13 protein-coding genes are annotated in these 15836 nt (G+C 67.4%); 6 read left to right on the forward strand and 7 right to left on the reverse strand.

Annotation, left to right across the window (positions count from 1 at the left end; genetic code table 11):
- Nucleotides 1–31: 31 nt before the first annotated feature.
- The gene (locus tag DFI_RS14290; RefSeq protein WP_043778868.1) at nt 32–1006 is read right to left on the reverse strand and encodes an NAD-dependent epimerase/dehydratase family protein; all 975 of its coding nucleotides are present in this window, start codon (nt 1004–1006) and stop codon (nt 32–34) included.
- Nucleotides 1007–1245: 239 nt separating this feature from the next.
- On the opposite strand from DFI_RS14290, the gene DFI_RS14295 reads away from it, so the two are divergent.
- On the forward strand, nt 1246–2397 hold the full coding sequence (locus DFI_RS14295; protein ID WP_027463650.1) for an aminoglycoside phosphotransferase family protein: 1152 nt from the start codon (nt 1246–1248) through the stop codon (nt 2395–2397).
- A 385-nt stretch (nt 2398–2782) separates the two neighbouring features.
- Here DFI_RS14295 and DFI_RS14300 read toward each other — a convergent pair whose 3' ends face one another.
- Nucleotides 2783–3124 (reverse strand): NAD(P)-binding domain-containing protein, encoded by a 342-nt coding sequence (locus tag DFI_RS14300; RefSeq protein WP_027463651.1) that lies wholly within the window; start codon nt 3122–3124, stop codon nt 2783–2785.
- 124 nt (nt 3125–3248) lie between these two features.
- On the opposite strand from DFI_RS14300, the gene DFI_RS14305 reads away from it, so the two are divergent.
- On the forward strand, nt 3249–3722 hold the full coding sequence (locus DFI_RS14305; protein ID WP_051308044.1) for a GNAT family N-acetyltransferase: 474 nt from the start codon (nt 3249–3251) through the stop codon (nt 3720–3722).
- 366 nt (nt 3723–4088) lie between these two features.
- Here DFI_RS14305 and DFI_RS14310 read toward each other — a convergent pair whose 3' ends face one another.
- Entirely contained in the window at nt 4089–5093 is a 1005-nt protein-coding gene (locus DFI_RS14310) for a serine hydrolase domain-containing protein (protein WP_051308046.1), read from the reverse strand.
- A gap of 405 nt (nt 5094–5498) precedes the next feature.
- Here DFI_RS14310 and DFI_RS14315 point away from each other — a divergent pair, with 405 nt between their 5' ends.
- Nucleotides 5499–6053 (forward strand): hypothetical protein, encoded by a 555-nt coding sequence (locus DFI_RS14315; RefSeq protein ID WP_051308048.1) that lies wholly within the window; start codon nt 5499–5501, stop codon nt 6051–6053.
- Between the two features lie 217 nt (nt 6054–6270).
- Here DFI_RS14315 and DFI_RS14320 read toward each other — a convergent pair whose 3' ends face one another.
- The 3 genes from DFI_RS14320 to DFI_RS14330 form a co-directional block, all read right to left on the reverse strand.
- Nucleotides 6271–7278: a Gfo/Idh/MocA family protein gene (locus tag DFI_RS14320; protein WP_027463653.1), complete on the reverse strand. Its 1008-nt coding sequence runs from the start codon at nt 7276–7278 to the stop codon at nt 6271–6273.
- A 317-nt stretch (nt 7279–7595) separates the two neighbouring features.
- A complete protein-coding gene (locus tag DFI_RS14325) occupies nt 7596–8867 on the reverse strand; it encodes an MFS transporter (RefSeq protein WP_118375978.1) in 1272 nt (423 codons plus the stop codon).
- A gap of 468 nt (nt 8868–9335) precedes the next feature.
- Nucleotides 9336–9710: an SET domain-containing protein-lysine N-methyltransferase gene (locus DFI_RS14330; RefSeq protein WP_199805835.1), complete on the reverse strand. Its 375-nt coding sequence runs from the start codon at nt 9708–9710 to the stop codon at nt 9336–9338.
- A 289-nt stretch (nt 9711–9999) separates the two neighbouring features.
- On the opposite strand from DFI_RS14330, the gene DFI_RS14335 reads away from it, so the two are divergent.
- Together DFI_RS14335 and yedA are read left to right on the forward strand one after the other, a co-directional pair.
- The gene (locus DFI_RS14335; RefSeq protein ID WP_027463655.1) at nt 10000–10938 is read left to right on the forward strand and encodes a DUF5996 family protein; all 939 of its coding nucleotides are present in this window, start codon (nt 10000–10002) and stop codon (nt 10936–10938) included.
- A gap of 356 nt (nt 10939–11294) precedes the next feature.
- Nucleotides 11295–12197, forward strand: coding sequence for a drug/metabolite exporter YedA (gene yedA / locus DFI_RS14340; protein WP_027463656.1), 903 nt, complete (start codon nt 11295–11297; stop codon nt 12195–12197).
- A 61-nt stretch (nt 12198–12258) separates the two neighbouring features.
- On the opposite strand, the gene DFI_RS14345 is transcribed toward yedA, so the two are convergent.
- Complete coding sequence (locus DFI_RS14345; RefSeq protein WP_051308050.1) at nt 12259–13689, reverse strand: carboxypeptidase-like regulatory domain-containing protein; 1431 nt, start codon at nt 13687–13689, stop codon at nt 12259–12261.
- A gap of 646 nt (nt 13690–14335) precedes the next feature.
- Between DFI_RS14345 and DFI_RS14350 the strand changes: the two genes are divergently transcribed.
- Nucleotides 14336–15721 (forward strand): phage tail protein, encoded by a 1386-nt coding sequence (locus DFI_RS14350; protein ID WP_027463657.1) that lies wholly within the window; start codon nt 14336–14338, stop codon nt 15719–15721.
- The last annotated feature ends 115 nt before the right edge of the window (nt 15722–15836 follow it).

Consider the following 15836-nt stretch of genomic DNA (forward strand, 5'->3'; position numbering starts at 1 on the left):
ATGCGCCAGAGCGCCAGGCGGCGCGCTCCGTTCACCCGGCGTGAAAGGTCGCGATATCGGCGCGCAGAGCCTCCCGCACCGGCGTGTACGTCAATCCCAGTTCACGCTCCGCTTTGTCGCTGTCGAACCGGAAGCCCTGCGAGAGGTGCCGGGCCGTGTCAGGCGACAAGCCCAGCAGCGGGGGCCGACCCGTCACGCGCGACACGGCCCCCGCCACCCGCGCCGCTGCGTGCGCCAGCCAGTCCGGCAGGGCCAGTCGCGGCTGAGGCACGCCTGACAGCTCGCTCACCAGGGACATGAACTGCCTGTTTGACAGGTACTCGCGTCCGATGAGGTAGCTCTCTCCGGCATTCCCGTCCCGCTCCGCGGCCCGGACGATCGCTTCGGCCACGTCATCCACATGCACGAACGTAAATCCCCCGGATTCGAATACCCGGGCGGGTTGCTGCCGGCGCACCAGCCGACGGATCCAGGCGCCTGTGTCCTTCGGGTCCCCCGGCCCCAGGACCGCTCCCGGGTAGATCATGACGACGGGCAGGCCGCGGCGGGCATACGCCCGGACGACCTCGTCCCCGGCGTGCTTGGTGCGGGCGTAGGCGTTCGCATGGGGTCCCACGCGGCTGTCTTCCCTCAGCGGCTGATCGGGGGAAGCGCCGAACGCCACGATGCTGCTGACGTGCACCACCTTGCCCACTCCCGCCTCCAAAGCCGCCTGCATGACATGGCGGTTGCCGTCCACATTCACTGACTCGTACAGGGCCTCGTCCGGTTCGTACAGGCTGTACCGGTTGGCGAGGTGCAACACGCAATCGTGGCCCTGCATGGCGGCCACCAGACCCTGTGGCCGGGTGACGTCGCCGGGGATCAGCTGCACCCCGAGCGCCCGGAGATGGGTGGCCGCCTCCGGATGGCGCACCAGCGCCGTGACCTGATGGTCGTGGCGAAGCAGGTGATGAACGACGCGCTGGCCGATGAAGCCCGTGGCTCCCGTCACAAAGGCACGCATGGTTCATTATCGTCACCCGGCGTGGACGCAACCGATGCTCACTACAACGGGCGGTGAGGTGCACCCCCCTGGCGGAATCGCCCTTCAAAAGCGCAACCGATCATCGGTCTTCTGAAGGGAGAAAATCAATTGCACTTCGATCACGGCGTCCCTGACGCGCAAGGAGGTGGGCCGCCCGGTGGACAGCGCACCCAGCATGAGTGGCGGCCTCAGGCCACTCGTGAGTCAGCAAGGTCGACATGCCCTCAACGAACCTGCACACGCTTGAACGCCTCCAGCCCCAAACCCTTGACCCGGTCGTCCGCCAAGCGGCTCGGCGCCCAGACCTGCAGGTCACCGACTTCACGGTCGCCCTCCTCAGCGACCAGGGCGTCACCAGTCAGGACAGCCTGTTTCTCGTCCGCGGCCACGCCCAGGCCGGTCAATCACGGCAGGCCTGGGCCCTGGTCGTCAAGACCTTCACCACGCCCGACGAGGACGCTGACCCCGGCCACCTGTTGTTCCTTGCCAGGGAAGTCGAGGCCTACCGCTCCGGGCTGCTCACCTCTCCGTCCGCGGGCCTCCGGGCGCCGCGTGCCTACGCGGTCACCGAGCAGGAGGGGCAGACGTGGCTGTGGCTGGAACACGTGACCGAGTCCGTCGGGAGACGATGGACGCTGGACGAGTACACCCGCGCGGCGCGGCAACTGGGCGAGTGGCACGGGAGCGTTCTGACACGACGGCCCCTGCCGGACACGGCGTGGCTGCTCCGGGACCTGGTCCGGCAGTGGTCCAGCATGTTCGGCCCGGGGGGAGGTGAGGCTCCACACAGGGTGCCGTCCGCCTTCACCCCAGCGCTGACCGAGCGGATTCAGCGGACCTGGGAGCAGCGGGCGTTCTTCCTGGGCGTGCTGGGACGCCTGCCTCAGGTGTTCTCCCACTTCGACTTCCACCGCCGCAATCTTCTGATGCAGGCGGAGGCGGTGGTCGCGCTGGACTGGGCGTGGTGCGGCCTCGGCCCGGAGGGCGGGGACCTGGTGTCGCTGGTGGGCTCCACCTGCATGTTCGGCGAGTGGGACGTCGGGCAGATCGGGCCGTTGGAGGCCGCGGTGTTCGCGGCGTACGTCGCGGGGCTTCGTCAGGCCGGCTGGTCAGGGGACGAGCGTCTGGTGCGGCTCGGGTACGCCGCGTGGATGCCGCTTCATTTCGGCGTGACGGCACCGACCCTGGTGGCCTTCTGGACACAGGAGCAGCGGCAGGCACGGGCGCGACAACTGTTCGGCGCGGCGCCCGACGAGCTCGCGGCGCGGTGGACTGCCCTGTGCGAGTGGAGCCTCGCCCGCGCAGACGAGGCCCGCGCGCTCTGGGACTGGACGGGTGACACCTTGCCAGGATCGACCGCCCACCCTTGAGCAGAAGGGCGTGAAGGTCAGGCCAGGCAGCTTGAGGGACTGTAGGCAGCACTGAAGCGGTGCTGGCGCTGCCTGGGAGGGCCCCGGGGCAGACCGGAACAACAACGTGAACGTCGAGAACGGACCTGCGCCAGAATGGCGGGCCAGACGCAATCACAGCAGCCCCAGCGGTTCGAGAGGACGAGCGCTGGAGAGCGGCCCGGCGTCCCTGGGATCGAGACCCAGCCCCCCAGCTATTGCGCCACGACCGCCTTGGCACCTCGTCATCTCCGCAGTAAAGCCCGGCTGACGCAATCCCATCGAAGTTGGGCCGGTCGAGCACTTCGGCGGAGAGAAAATTGAGATTCTTGACGAAGTGCGCGCCTGGGGCCCGCCGCGCGAGTTTCTAGGGGGCGGAGGAGGTGTGCCCAACAGCCAGCGGAATGGGCTGCCGGGTGGTGTCCCAGGCACTGGTCAAATCGAGCTGGACCTTGCCGGTGAGCTCCCCGGCGTCCGCCCCGGTGGCCGACACATGCTCGAAGGCGATGGCCACGACGTCTCCGGCGCGGGCGGCTTCGCTGAGTCTGCCAGCCCGAACTGGGCCGACGAGATCGTGCGCCACTGCCTGAGCCGTGCCAGGATCACGCCACTCCACCATGACCGGGTACCCGGCTGCGGCCAGCCGGCGGGCCAGGGTGCGGCTCATCATGCCGGTGCCGAGAACGCTGATCGGAGCGAGGCGCTGCACGAGGCATCCAGTGCACCGGGGGACTCCGCCTTTCTGTTGACGTGTGGCGGCCCCTGTTCAATGGCTGGGTCCATCACCGTCTGGCCGGGAGATGCCCGCATAATGTGCGCCTGACAGGAGGCCCATGTTGAAAGCAGTTCATCTCACCCGGACCATGAGCGACGACGTTCGCGAGCGGTTGCGAGACCGCCTTGGCCGTCACAACGTCACCACCTCGCCGGCTTTTGCACGGGGTGTGGCGGCCGAGCTGGACACCGCCGTGCCCTTTGAGCTGACCGTGCATCGCGAGGAACACCTGGTGGGCGGTCTGGCCGGGTCCGTGCGCAGGGGGTGGCTGGACGTGGACCTGTTGTGGGTGAGTGACGAGGCTCGAGGCCAGGGAATTGGCAGAATGCTGCTCGACCAGGCTGAACAGGAGGCCCAGCGGATGGGCGCTCGCCACGTCAAGCTCTCCACTTTCGATTTTCAGGCCCCGGCGTTCTATCAGGCGCGCGGTTACAGCGTCTACGGGGTGCTGGAGGACTACCCGGCGGGCTGCACGCTGTATCTGCTGCGCAAGGACCTGTCCGTGAACCCCGCCAGCGAGCCCTCCACCTGACGGCGGCGTGATTCAAATTCCTCCCCCCCGGCGGGCCGCCAGCATGTGCTTCCAAACCGCACTTCCCGGCACAGAAAGTGTGAGGACGGCGTCCGCTGTCTGCGTCACACCCTCAGGGTGTGGGGCCTTGCAGGCAAGTCCTTTAACGCACTGACGGCCATCTCCTGACGGACCTCACACGGAATGGAGCACTGGTCGCCCATCTCCAGGTTCACCAGGGCTTCGGGACCGGACGTGCCCTGAGACGTATGCAACTGATGTCTCAGTCCACGCAGACCGCGCGACCTGGCCCAGGAGATGCCCGCGCCGGGCCTGAAGATCAGTCTGCCGGTCCCTGAGGATGCTGCTGGCTTGCCAATTTGTCTGTCAGCGTTTCCCAAGCAGTTGGGCCAGGAACGCGTCGTCGCTCCAGGGGCCACCCTCGCCGAACCGGACCACCACGGTCTGCTCCTCTGGCAGCAGGTACAGCCGCTGGTTCAGTGCGCCGGCCGCCATGACCATCGACATCGGTGCGCTTGGTGCAATCTGCTGCGCCTCTCCGCTGCCCACGCCTACGGCCTGAACGGGCACCTCATCCCCGGCATCCAGCGTCCCGCCGAACGGCACGTTCAGCCACCAGGTCAGCCCGTATGTGGCCAGCGCCTCGCTGCCCTTGAAACACTGCTTCAGTCCCTCTTTGGAGAGGACCTGCCGTCCGTTCCAGACCCCGCCCTGCACGATCAGCTGCCCGTACTTTGCCCAGTCGAGGGCCGTCATGCTGGCGCTCCCGGCCAGGTTCGGCTGCCCTTTCTGATCGCGCGTCCACTGCGCGCGCACTCCGATCCGGTCAAGCACCTGGCGTTGCAGGACCAGGGCAGGGTCCAGTCGGGTCTTGCGCTGCACCAGCAGTCCGAACGCGGCGAGGTGGGCGTTCCCGTACGTGAACCGGCCGCCTGGCGGGGCCTGGAAGGGCGCGTGCAGGGCGCTCCCGAACAGGTCCGCGTTCAGGCGGACGGCGTTGGGCCCGATCCGCCCGGGGAGACCACTCGTGAAGCTCAGCAGGTGACGCACGGTAACTTGCCGCTTGAGGGGGTCAGTGGCCCATTCAGGCAGGGTGGTGCTGACACGCTCGTCCAGCGACAGCACGCCCTGATCCATCAACGCGACCGCCAGCGCACAGGCGAAGGATTTCGATCCGCTGGCCAGCATGTGCGCCTGAGACAGAGAAAAGCCGTTCTGCCCCTCGGAGAACACCACTTGGCCGCCTGTCATCACCAGGACCGCGCTGCCGCGGTGGTCGCGGGAGTAATCGGCAGCGGCCCTGAGGCTGGAGGAGTCGATGCCAGCGGCGGTGGACCCCAGCAGGGCCGCCATGAAGAGCAGGGCACGCATATCCATTAGAGGCTTGGGTCGGCTGAAAAGTTTCACGATGCACGATCACCGTTCTGGGTGACGTCATGGGGCTTCCCCGGGCAAAACCGTTTCCCTGTCTTGCCTGGGGTCCGGTGGTCATGTTGGAACAGACCACCGGCAGGCAGCGGCCGCATGAAGGACGGCGAGAACCCACACTGACGCCGGTCACGTGGTTGTGGCACGGGAAACTCGAGGAGGCCGCTTCGGGGCCCCGGGACAATCCGGTAAAAACTCGCGCCAGGACGCCGAAAAGGGCAAGTGTCCCGGGGACACTTCGCCCTCGAAATGCGCCTACTCTACCCTCAGGTCGGCGGTTGCACAGGCGCAACCACTTCATCTGAAGCGTTCGCCGAACCGCCCTTACCGCTCCAAGGAGCCATGAGTATGAACAAGACCACCAGCATGATCGCCAGCCTCGTCCTCTTCGTCGTGGGGATCGTTCTCGCCGTCGCTGGGAACTTCGCGCACGGGTACGTCTCCGACCAGCTCAAGCAGGAACGCATCGTGATGCCCGCCGCCGAAGGCATCGCCAATCTCCCCCAGGCCTCCCAGGATGCGCTGAAGCCCTACCTGGGCACGGACCTGGACACCGGCCCCAAGGCGCAGGTGTACGCGAACAACTACATCTGGGAACACATGATGGCCTCCAGTCAGGGCAAGACGTACACCGAGGTCAGCGGCGCGTTCATGAAAGCGAGCAAGGACCCCACGGCCGACAAGGCGGAAGTCGCCAAGCTGGGTGAACTGCGGCAGACGCTGTTCATGGGCGACAGCCTGAGAAGCATCCTCCTGACCGCGTATGCCTTCTGGCTCATGGGCAGCATCGCCCTCTATGCCGGGTACGCCGTGATCGCCGCGGGCGCCCTGGTGATGCTGCTGGGCTTCGCCCGCCGCCCCGCGCCCCTCAGCGCCCCGCAGCCCACCCTCAGCCACGCCTGACCACACATCCCCAGCGAGGCGCCCACACGGGCGCCTTTGCCATGTCGCCACGCAGGGGCGACCAACAGGACGGTCAGCCTCCCTGAGCTGACCGTCCTGCTGGTCGTTAACCCGCGTGACGCATGACCCCAGGCGCCACGCCAGGGCAGAAGCGCAACCCACCACCGACCGAGGAAGGGCGCAGAGACCAGTGGCATCCTCCGCGTACAGGTCTACTTCAGGTGGACGGGACGTCCACCCAGGAGCCCACGGCGGACGAACGCTCCCAGGCCTCCAGGACCGCCTGAATGCGGACGCCCATGGAAAAGTCCACGAGGTCCCCGGGCTCCCCGCGCACCCGGCTCACGAGGGCATGCACCAGCCGTTCCCCGGCAGGCACCCGAGGTTCCCCGACCGCCACCGCTTCAAGCGGTCCCTGGTCCCAGGCCAGCACGGGCGAGGCCCAGTTCACCAGTCCAGCAGTGCCGTTCGAACCGTAGACCGTGAGGCTCACCTGTTCGGGGCGCGGCACGTTCGTCAGGCATGACACGACGACCAGGGATCCGCCTTCGAGTTCGAACGTTCCCAGCGCCGCGGTTTCACAGGCGGCCGGGTCGTGCGCGGGGTACTCCGCGTGGGCCCATACCCGCGTGACCTTTCCGAGGGTGGTGAGGATGACGTGCAGCATGTGCGGGCCGACCTCTCGAACGGGGCCGCCCTGCGCCCGCCCGCCGATCCAGGGATTGTGCTGCCAGGGCCGCGGCCACTGCGGGAAGACGAGTGTCAACTCAGCGCGGCGCAGTGGCCCCACTTCCCGAACGAGGCGCCGGAACGTCTCGATCCCCGGGTCCATATGCAGCGGCAGGTTCAGGGCGTGCACAATGCCCGCCGCCTGCGCAGCACGGTGCATGTCCTGCGCCTCGCTCAACGTAAGCGCCAGGGGCTTCTCGCACAGCACGTGCCGACCGGACGCGATGACGTCCAGGGTGATGGCGTGGTGGTACTGCGGCGGCACGGCCACGTACACCAGGTCCAGGTCGGCGGCGGCGAGCAGGCTCTGGTGGTCGGTCCAGGCCGAGGCCGAGAGCGTCCGGGCCGTCGTTTCCGCCAGGGCGGCATTGACATCGCACACCGCGGTGACCTGCATCTCAGGGTGGGCGGTCAACGCCTTGAGCAGGCTCTGGCCGATGGCCCCCAGGCCGATCACGCCGACCCGGACGGGAGAGACGCTGTCCTGCCGCTTCATGCCTTCACCGGGCACGCCTGGCCACTTCGGTGCGATTGCCCCGTGTCGGGCCGGGCGCCGTCTGGTTGCGTCCAGGACCACCGGGACGCGTCTGCCGCGAATTCGAAGGGCTCGGTCATCTGGATCTTCCGTGAATTCATGCGGGCACCTCTGGGATCGGGGGGGACAGCGGCGCGTTCCCTCCGCCGCGGCGTGTTGCGAAATGAGTTCGGGAGTAGTGGGAGAACATTGGGCGGTGTGGGTGGACCCAGGACAGCGTCATGGTCACGGGGCAGAGGAGGTCGTGACCGTTTGGAGACCTTGGAGCAGCCCTGCGGTCACTTCGGACTGGGGGCGGCCACCCTCAGTTCCGCCGCTCCCGTCGAGGGGCGCCGCGTAATGACTGACAGCAGGACAAACGCCGCGCCGGTCAGCACCGCACACAGCAGGAACACCGCCTGGTACCCGAAGGCCTGCGCAAACGCACCGGAGACGACGCCGGACAGGACGGCGCCCACACTGTTCGTGTTCGCGTAAAGCGTCAGCGCGGTCCCGGTCCGGTTGGGCATCAACTCCTGGAAGTAGGCCATGCCGAGCGTGGACGTCACCGCAATCACCGCCGCGCGGATCAGCTGGGCGGCCGCGAGTACCCACACGGCGGGGGCGACCGCCATCAGGATGAAGTACACCACGAACATGCCCAGGCTGAGGATGATCAGCCGTTCGTTCGAAAACCGGCCGGAAAAAAACGCGAAGCCGAGAATAAAAGGGATCTCCAGAAAGGCGCACAGACCGATCAGCCAGCCCACGGTGCTGCTTGGTTCGTGCATGGCACCGGTCACGTGAAGCGGCAGAGCGATGAAGCCCATGGTGTTGGACATGCCGAACAGGACGAAGCAGAGCGCCACCAGAGCCAGGGGGCGTTGAGGCGCTGAGACTTCAGCAACGGGCCCGGAAGCCACCGGCGTCCGGCTCACGGGACGTGAGCTCGCCCGGACGAGGGGAATGCACACCAGCAGGTAGAACGCAGCGGTGGACAGGAACAGCCCCTTGAACCCGGCGACCTCCAGAATGACGGCCGCGGCCGCCGGCCCGAGCATCCACGCGATCGAGAACATGGACCGGAGCGTGATCATGCTCCGCTCGGCAAGCTCATCACCCGCCAGCGTGAAGTGGGTCCTGGCGAACGCGAATAGTTGAGGGAACGCCGCTGCGCCGGTTCCCAGGAAGATGCTGGCGATCAGGACCAAGGGCACGAAACTGTGCGTCGTGCAGAGCAGCACGTAGCCGACGGCGGCACCGACGAGCGCCGTGAGCATGATGGGCTTGCTGCCCAGCGGACCGTCCGACAGCCGGGCCAGCCTGGTGCTGATCAGGACGCCACTGAGGGACATCAGGGTCATGAAGATTCCCAGCAGCAGCGGAGACATGTGGGCTTCATTTCTGGCGAACAGGGGCATGTACGGCACGGCAAAGGAAGCTGCCGTTCCCAGGAGCAGGGCTGAGGTGGAGAACTGGGGGAATCCGGGCACATGGCGCAGGGACGACAGCGCTTTGAATGAGTGGGACACAGTGGGGCTCCTGGCAGGCGGAGGATCTGGAGGGGGCAGAAGGAAACGGCGGGCTCCCGAGTGCGGAGCCCACCGAAGGTGCTGCCTACCCTATGGCGTCGGACGCTGATCGAAGCTTCTTTTTATGAGACCGCCCTGAAATTTTTCAATCGGTCCCCTGAGTCTGCTTGAGAAGAGGCAACTTTACTCGCGCTCAAAGCCAGCAGTATAGACCGTCGAGTATTTTTTACAGGTCGGCGGTTGTCTAGGAATGACCCACTCAGTGGCAGGACGAGATTCCACCAAGGGATTGTGCGATTCGCTCACTGTATTGCGACTCTCAACAGATACAAGCGGACACGGCCATAAACATGACAAGCCTGATCAGAACCATTGCCGAGTCTGGCAGACACGGCACCACCGGCCGGTCAACCTCAGGTTGACACCGCTTCAGATCCACCGAATCGGACAGATGCAGCAGGGCCAGCCAGCCTGACCTTCACTGCTCCCGCCAGGGCACGCCCCGGGTCACAGGTAGCGGGCGGTGAGTTCCTCTCCCGCGCGAATGTCGCGGAGAGCCACGTACTGCGTCGAGGCGGGGTGGCGGGTCAGGTCCACGATGTTCGGCTCGTCGGCATGGTTGATGTAGTAATGGAACACCTTCGGCGTCACGATGAGTTCGCCCGTAGGCAACTCCTCTTCGTTGTACAGCTCGCCGGCCAGTCGCACCCGCCCGAGGTCCCGGTCCTCACGCGTGTAGATCAGGCCGCCAGTCACGAGGATCAGCAGCTCCCCGGCCGTGATGTCCTGGGTCGTGAACGTGCCGACGCCATGGATGGGGGAGGGCCGCATCACCAGGCGGTGATCGAACCACATCGTCGTGGGCTGGCTGGGTGACCTCATGAACAGACTGTAGGCGCCGGACCTCGCCTCCCGAATCGGCCGGATGGCCCACCCCCTCCCGTTGCCCAGGCCGTTCCGCGGCGAAGGGCGAACCGCCAGGCCGCCGTGCGCAGCGACGACCCGGCCAGAACACCCGGCGGCCCTGAGGATCAGGATTGACCGCCAGCGTACAGGGCAGAATCCAGGTTGCCCGACAGGAGGCCCACCTCCACGCCGTGATCATGCGAGCATCTGGAATGCCGGGGCGGCCCCAGGCATCTGCTGCTCGAGCCCACGAAGGGAGGAACTCATGACGTTAGCTCACCCATGGCCCAGCCTGGACTACCGCGACTGGTCCGACACGTGGCACACCCTGCACCGCTGGCTGCAGATCGTCGGGAAGATCCGCACGGCGCACACCCCGTGGGTGAACCACTCCTGGCACGTCACCCTGTCAGTCACGCCACGGGGGCTGACCACCACGGCCATCCCGTATGGCGACGGCGCGTTCGAACTCACCTTCGACTTCATCGACCATGAGCTGCTCATCCAGCTCAGTGACGGACAGCGGCGGGCCCTGCCGCTCCAGCCGATGCCGGTGGCCACGTTCTACGAGCAGGTGTTCGGGGTCCTGCGGGACCTCGGGCTGGACCTGAGCATTCATGGGCGCCCCAATGAACTGGAGGATGACCTGCCGTTCGCGGAGGATCACATGCACGCGTCCTACGACCCGGAAGCCGCCCACCGGTTCTGGCTGGTCCTGCTGCACAGTCAGCGCGTGTTTCAGCAGTTCCGGGCGCGCTTCGCGGGCAAGTGCAGCCCGGTCCACTTCTTCTGGGGCAGCGGTGACCTTGCCGTCACCCGCTTTTCCGGGGAGACCGCCCCGCCGCACCCGGGGGGCATTCCGAACCTGCCCGACTGGATCGCCCGGGAGGCGTACACGCACGAGGTGAGCAGTGCGGGTTTCTGGCCGGGCAGCGCCGCCAGCCCGTTTCCGATGTTCTACAGTTACGCGTACCCCGAGCCGGACGGGTTCTCCTCTTCCGCAGTGACGCCGGCAGAGGCGTACTACAGCACCGACCTGCGGGAATTCGTCCTGCCCTACGAGGCGGTGCGCAGTGCGGCGGACCCAGACACGGCGCTGCTCAGCTTTCTGCAGTCCACCTACGAGGCGGCCGCGACCCTGGGCGCCTGGGACCGAGACGGACTGGAACAGGCGACGGCCAGGAGGGAACCGGCAATCCGCTGAGGCGCGGTCCTGGAAAAAAAATAAGGAGCCACGCTGAGCGGCTCCGATGGGAAACAAAATAGCGCCGTATGCATGTCCTGTCCAGGACATGCACGACAGTCCGGGTTGGGAGAGCACAGAAGCAGGCAGGCGGGTGGGTCGCAGGCCAGCCGGGTTCCGCATGGTCGCGTCGACTGGTCGAGAAGGCGCCGAAGTGCCAGCCCAAAACGCATGCCAACCAGAGCACGCCCTGAATCCCCTGCCTCTCCGCCCGCGGCAGGACGGCTTGGCAGGTGCCCTGCCCTCACGGATGGCCGCCTCATGCCGATCTGAACGGCCCCGCGATCCGGTCTCCGAGGGCCGCTAGGCTGGAGGGCATGGTTTCCGGCACCCACACCACGCGCGCCGCCCTCACCCCACCAGTCCTGGCCGCGCTGGCCACCGTGTACGTGGTGTGGGGCAGCACCTACTACGGCATGAAAGTCGCCATCGAAACCCTCCCGCCGCTGGGCATGCTGGCTGTCCGGTTCGTGCTGGCCGGCGCCCTCCTGTACGCCGTGCTGCGCTGGCGGGGCGTGCCCGCACCGTCCCGGCGGGAATGGGCTTGGAGTGGCGTGATCGGCACGCTGCTGCTGGGCGGCGGCACCGGGCTGGTGGCGCTGGCCGAACGGGAGGCCAGCAGCAGCGTCGCGGCCCTGATGATCGCCGTTTCGCCCCTGTTCGCCAGCGTGTTCGCCCGTCTGTGGGGGGAACGCACCGGGACGCGCGAGTGGCTGGGGATTGGGGTCGGCCTGATCGGGATCGTGCTGCTGAACCTGGGTGAGCTGCGCGCCACGCCCACCGCTGCCGCGCTGCTGGTGCTGGCGCCGCTGTGCTGGACGTTCGGCAGCCAGTGGTCACGCCGGCTGCCGCTGCCAGTCGGCCTGATGGCCAGCGCCGCCGAGATGCTGGCCGGTGGGGCGGTGGTCGCCCTGCTGAGCGTCGTGGTGGGAGAACACTGGGGGCCGGTCAGCAGCCGCAGTGCCTGGGCCCTGGCGTACCTCGTGGTGTTCGGAAGTCTGATCGCCTACAGCGCCTACATGTACCTCGTGGCGCACACGCGCGCCGCCCTGTCGACCAGCTACGCCTACGTCAACCCGGTGGTGGCGGTGCTGCTGGGCGTGTTTCTGGCGGGCGAGCAGCTGAGCGGCCTGGGCTGGTCCGCCCTGCTGGTCATCCTGACCGGAGTGCTGCTGGTCGCCTGGCCCCGGCGGACGGCATCAGAGGGCCCGGCTCACTGAGCACGGCTTTCACGCACAAGGACATGCAGGGCTCATCTGAAAGGCACCACGCTGCGCCGCCTCAGTTCAGGACTGTGACGTCGAAGTCGGCGGTCATGCTGGGTGCCGTCACCGCCTGAGGCTCACTGCTCACGCCGTACTGCGCGCCGAACATGCCGACCAGATCCCCCGCATTCGCCCGGCCGTTCCCGTCGGTGTCCTTCCAGCCGTAGATGAAGTAGCTTTTTCCCTCGGTGACATTGGAGAAGCTGTACCATGCGCTCGTGCCGGACGTCGTGATCTTCGTCTGCCGCTCCGTAGATTCATCGCACTCGCCGTTCCTGACCTCACAGAGGATCACGGCCGTGCCCTGCAGGTCCGCGCTGGACTGCAGCACCCCGGAGATCGAACGGCCGGCGGTGCCCCCTGAGTTCCCCACGGCCGCCGGCGCGGGCGCGGCGCCCAGTTTCACGGTGAACTCCATGATGACGCCGTAGTTCGTCTTCTGAAAATCACTGGTGGCCGACGCCCCATACTTGCCTCCCTGGCCGGGGCTGACGAGGAGCGGGGTGGGCGCAGTACCGTCGCGCAGCAGCCGAGCAGTCATCGTGTAGCGCCCAATGGGCACGTCCTCAATGCGGCCGCCCGTCACGCGGCGGGTGATGGCCCTGCCCGCGCTGCCGTCGATCAGCGGGCCGCTGGGCGTCAAGGTCACCTCGACATTCGCGACATTGACGCCTTCCTCGCCGTACACGTACACCACCTTGCCCAGCAGGCCGTCTTCCTGCCGGCCGCTCAGGCGCCACACGAAGTCGCGCACGGCTCCTTTGGACGCCGCAAAGGGGCTGTCGTCCCCCGGGTACAACCGCAGTTCGTAGAAGACGCCGTGGTACTCCCGCTTCACGTACGCGCCCGGTTTCCATGTTCCCGGCTCGTTCCTGGGCAGTTCGAGGCGGTAGCGGCCCTGTGCGTCCGTGCGGGCGAGGACGTTCGCGTTGTAGTAGAGCGTGTTGTCGGCGAACACTTCCACACCCGCGAGTGGCCGGCCGGCGGCGTCACGCACGACCCCCTGCATGACGTAGGGGGTGACCTGCGCCGGTGCGGCAGTGGTGGGCGCAGGGGCCGCGCGCTTCATGACGAGTGGGTCGGTGCCGCCACTGATGGTGGCCGTTCCCGTGAACGTCCCGTTTTTCAGGATGCCTTTGACGGTCACGGGGCGGCTGCCGTTCATCCAGCGGCAGCTCAGTTGTCCGGTCTTCACGTCCCATACGCCCGCCTCGATGGGGTGCGGCCGATCCCCGAAGTAGAAGGTGCCGGTGACCTTGTTGCCCTGCAAGGTGAGGGTCGACCGGACGTCGATCCAGTCGAGCTTGCCCGTCCACTCGCCGCTCACGGGGTTTTTCGCCGCGGTCGTGACCGGGGCCTTCTGGGCGAGTGAGGGCGTGCCCATGCCGCCGGCCATCACGGCAGTCACGAGCAGCGGGCCAAAGGCGTGCTTCAAAGTCAGTTTCATTCGGGTCTCCTGGACGCAGCGTGAAGTCGCGGTCGTGCCGACACGGTAGTCAGAGGTGGATGGCTGACCTGTGACATACCCCGGCCAGTGGGGACGGGCGTCGCTCACCAGCGGGTGCCAGGCAGGGCGCCCCGGGGGTGAAGTCGACATCCGCTGGCCTCCAGCCCCTGGGCATGAGGACGACCGCACCCGACCCGTGTGGTCCGTCAGTGCAGCCGAAGGAGTGCAGCGCTGCGCCCCCGGCGAGCCGATAGAGGCCCGCGCCCACCGGCCTCCACGCGAAAGTCTTCGCAGCGGCATTCTGCAGAAAAGCAACCAGGGTGAGCGCCCCCCCCTGCAGGTCAGAACCATAAGGATGGTCGCCGCATGACAGGCCCGGGATGGACACCTCAGCCCGCTCCACATACAGGGTCCAGGGCCGCCCTGAGCGCGCCAGCCGAACATCCAGACACGGGCCTTTCACTCAAAGGGGCCAGTTCGGCCGTCGTCGGGGTGACCGCCGTTGGGCGGGCGAGTCCTCCCGCGCACCCCTCAGCGGGTCGGTCCTGACGGCGCCGGCGACGCCTTCCCAACAGGACAGGTCGGGTGCCATCCTCGCGCCATCCCCCCTTGCCTACGGTGACAGCGAAAACAAGGAGGAACGAGAATGAACACGACGAAGAAGCCGACGCTGTCCCTGGGCTTGATGCTCCTCACCGCCACCCTCGCCAGTTGCGGAGGTGGCGGCCCGGCCCCCGTCACGGTGCCCGGCAACCCCACGACATTTACCGTGACCGCCACGGGCAGCACCTCCGCCCAGCTGAACTGGAGTGCCGTCCCGGACGCCACCAATTTCACCCTGGAGCGCAAGACGAACACCGGCGCGTACGCCGCGGTCGCCGCGAACCTGCCCACCAACACCCTGACGTACTCGGACACGACCCTGACGGCCAGCACCGCCTACACGTACCGTCTCAAGGCCTCCAACACGGCCGGAGCGAGCAGCGGCGTGGAACGCACGGTCACGACGCCCGCCCCGGGCGACGCCGACTTCACCCTGAGCGCCCAGCCCCTCGCGCTCACCGTGCTGGCCGGGCGGAGCGGCTCCGCGCAGATCACCGTCGAGCGGCCAGCCAACCCCGAGGGCACGGTGGTCCTGTCGCTGGAAGGTGCGAGTGTGGGCAGCGGCCCGGACCGCATTCAGGGCACGTTCGGCGGGGCGTCGGGCACGACCCTCATGCTGAACGTCGGCGCGGAGGTGGCCGTCGGCCCCCACACCCTGACGGTGCGTGGACGGAACGGAACGGTCGAGAAGACCGTGCAGGTCACCGTGAACGTCGAGCGGTGGGCGGTGGTGGATGACGACGACAGCAGCAACAACAGCAACCACGCCAACCCGGCGTACCTTCCCGACTCGGCTGCCGACAAGATCGTGCGGGCGGCGATGACCGCCGCGGGCCGGCCCTACGACGTGTTCGTCGTGCCTACCGGTACGGGCGGTTACGAACCCGACATTCCCGACGGGCCCAGCGCCGCCCAGCTCAGCCGGTACAGCGGTATCGTGTACTACTCGGGCAGCAGCTTCGCGACGGCCATGACGAACGATGACCTCGCGAGCATGAGCACCTTCGTGGACGCGCCCGGCCGGAAACTGATCGTGCTGTCCTCGGCCGTTCTGCGCAACTCGGTGGGGGGCCGCAACCAGCTGCAGGTGCCCGACGAACGGTACCGGCCGTTCCTGGTGACGCGCGCCGGCCTGGCGCAGACGGCGTCGGGGGAGACGATCATGATGCCCGCGTACGTCCTCGCCGGCGAGGCGGACACCGTGACCCAGGGCCTGAACGTGCCGGTGGCGGCCCGGTCGTTCCGCAGCTACGTGACGCCCGCGGCCGGAACCCAGACCCTGTTCAAGGAGGGAGACCAGGTGATCGCGACCGGCAAGACCCTGACCGGCGCGAGCGGGTCGTCCAAGGTGATCATCGCGGGCTTTGAGATCAATGACATTGCCCAGGCCGACGCCAACACCCTCCTCGCCCGGTTCATGACCTTCTGACCGTCGCTGAACAGCAGAACGCGGGGACTCCCAAGTGGGTCCCCGCGTTCTGCTGGCGATGACCTCAGGGCGTGCGGAACCTCACCTCCTCGTCCGGCCACCTGTGGTCCGGAGG

The organism is Deinococcus ficus (genome assembly GCF_003444775.1).
Lineage (GTDB): Bacteria > Deinococcota > Deinococci > Deinococcales > Deinococcaceae > Deinococcus > Deinococcus ficus.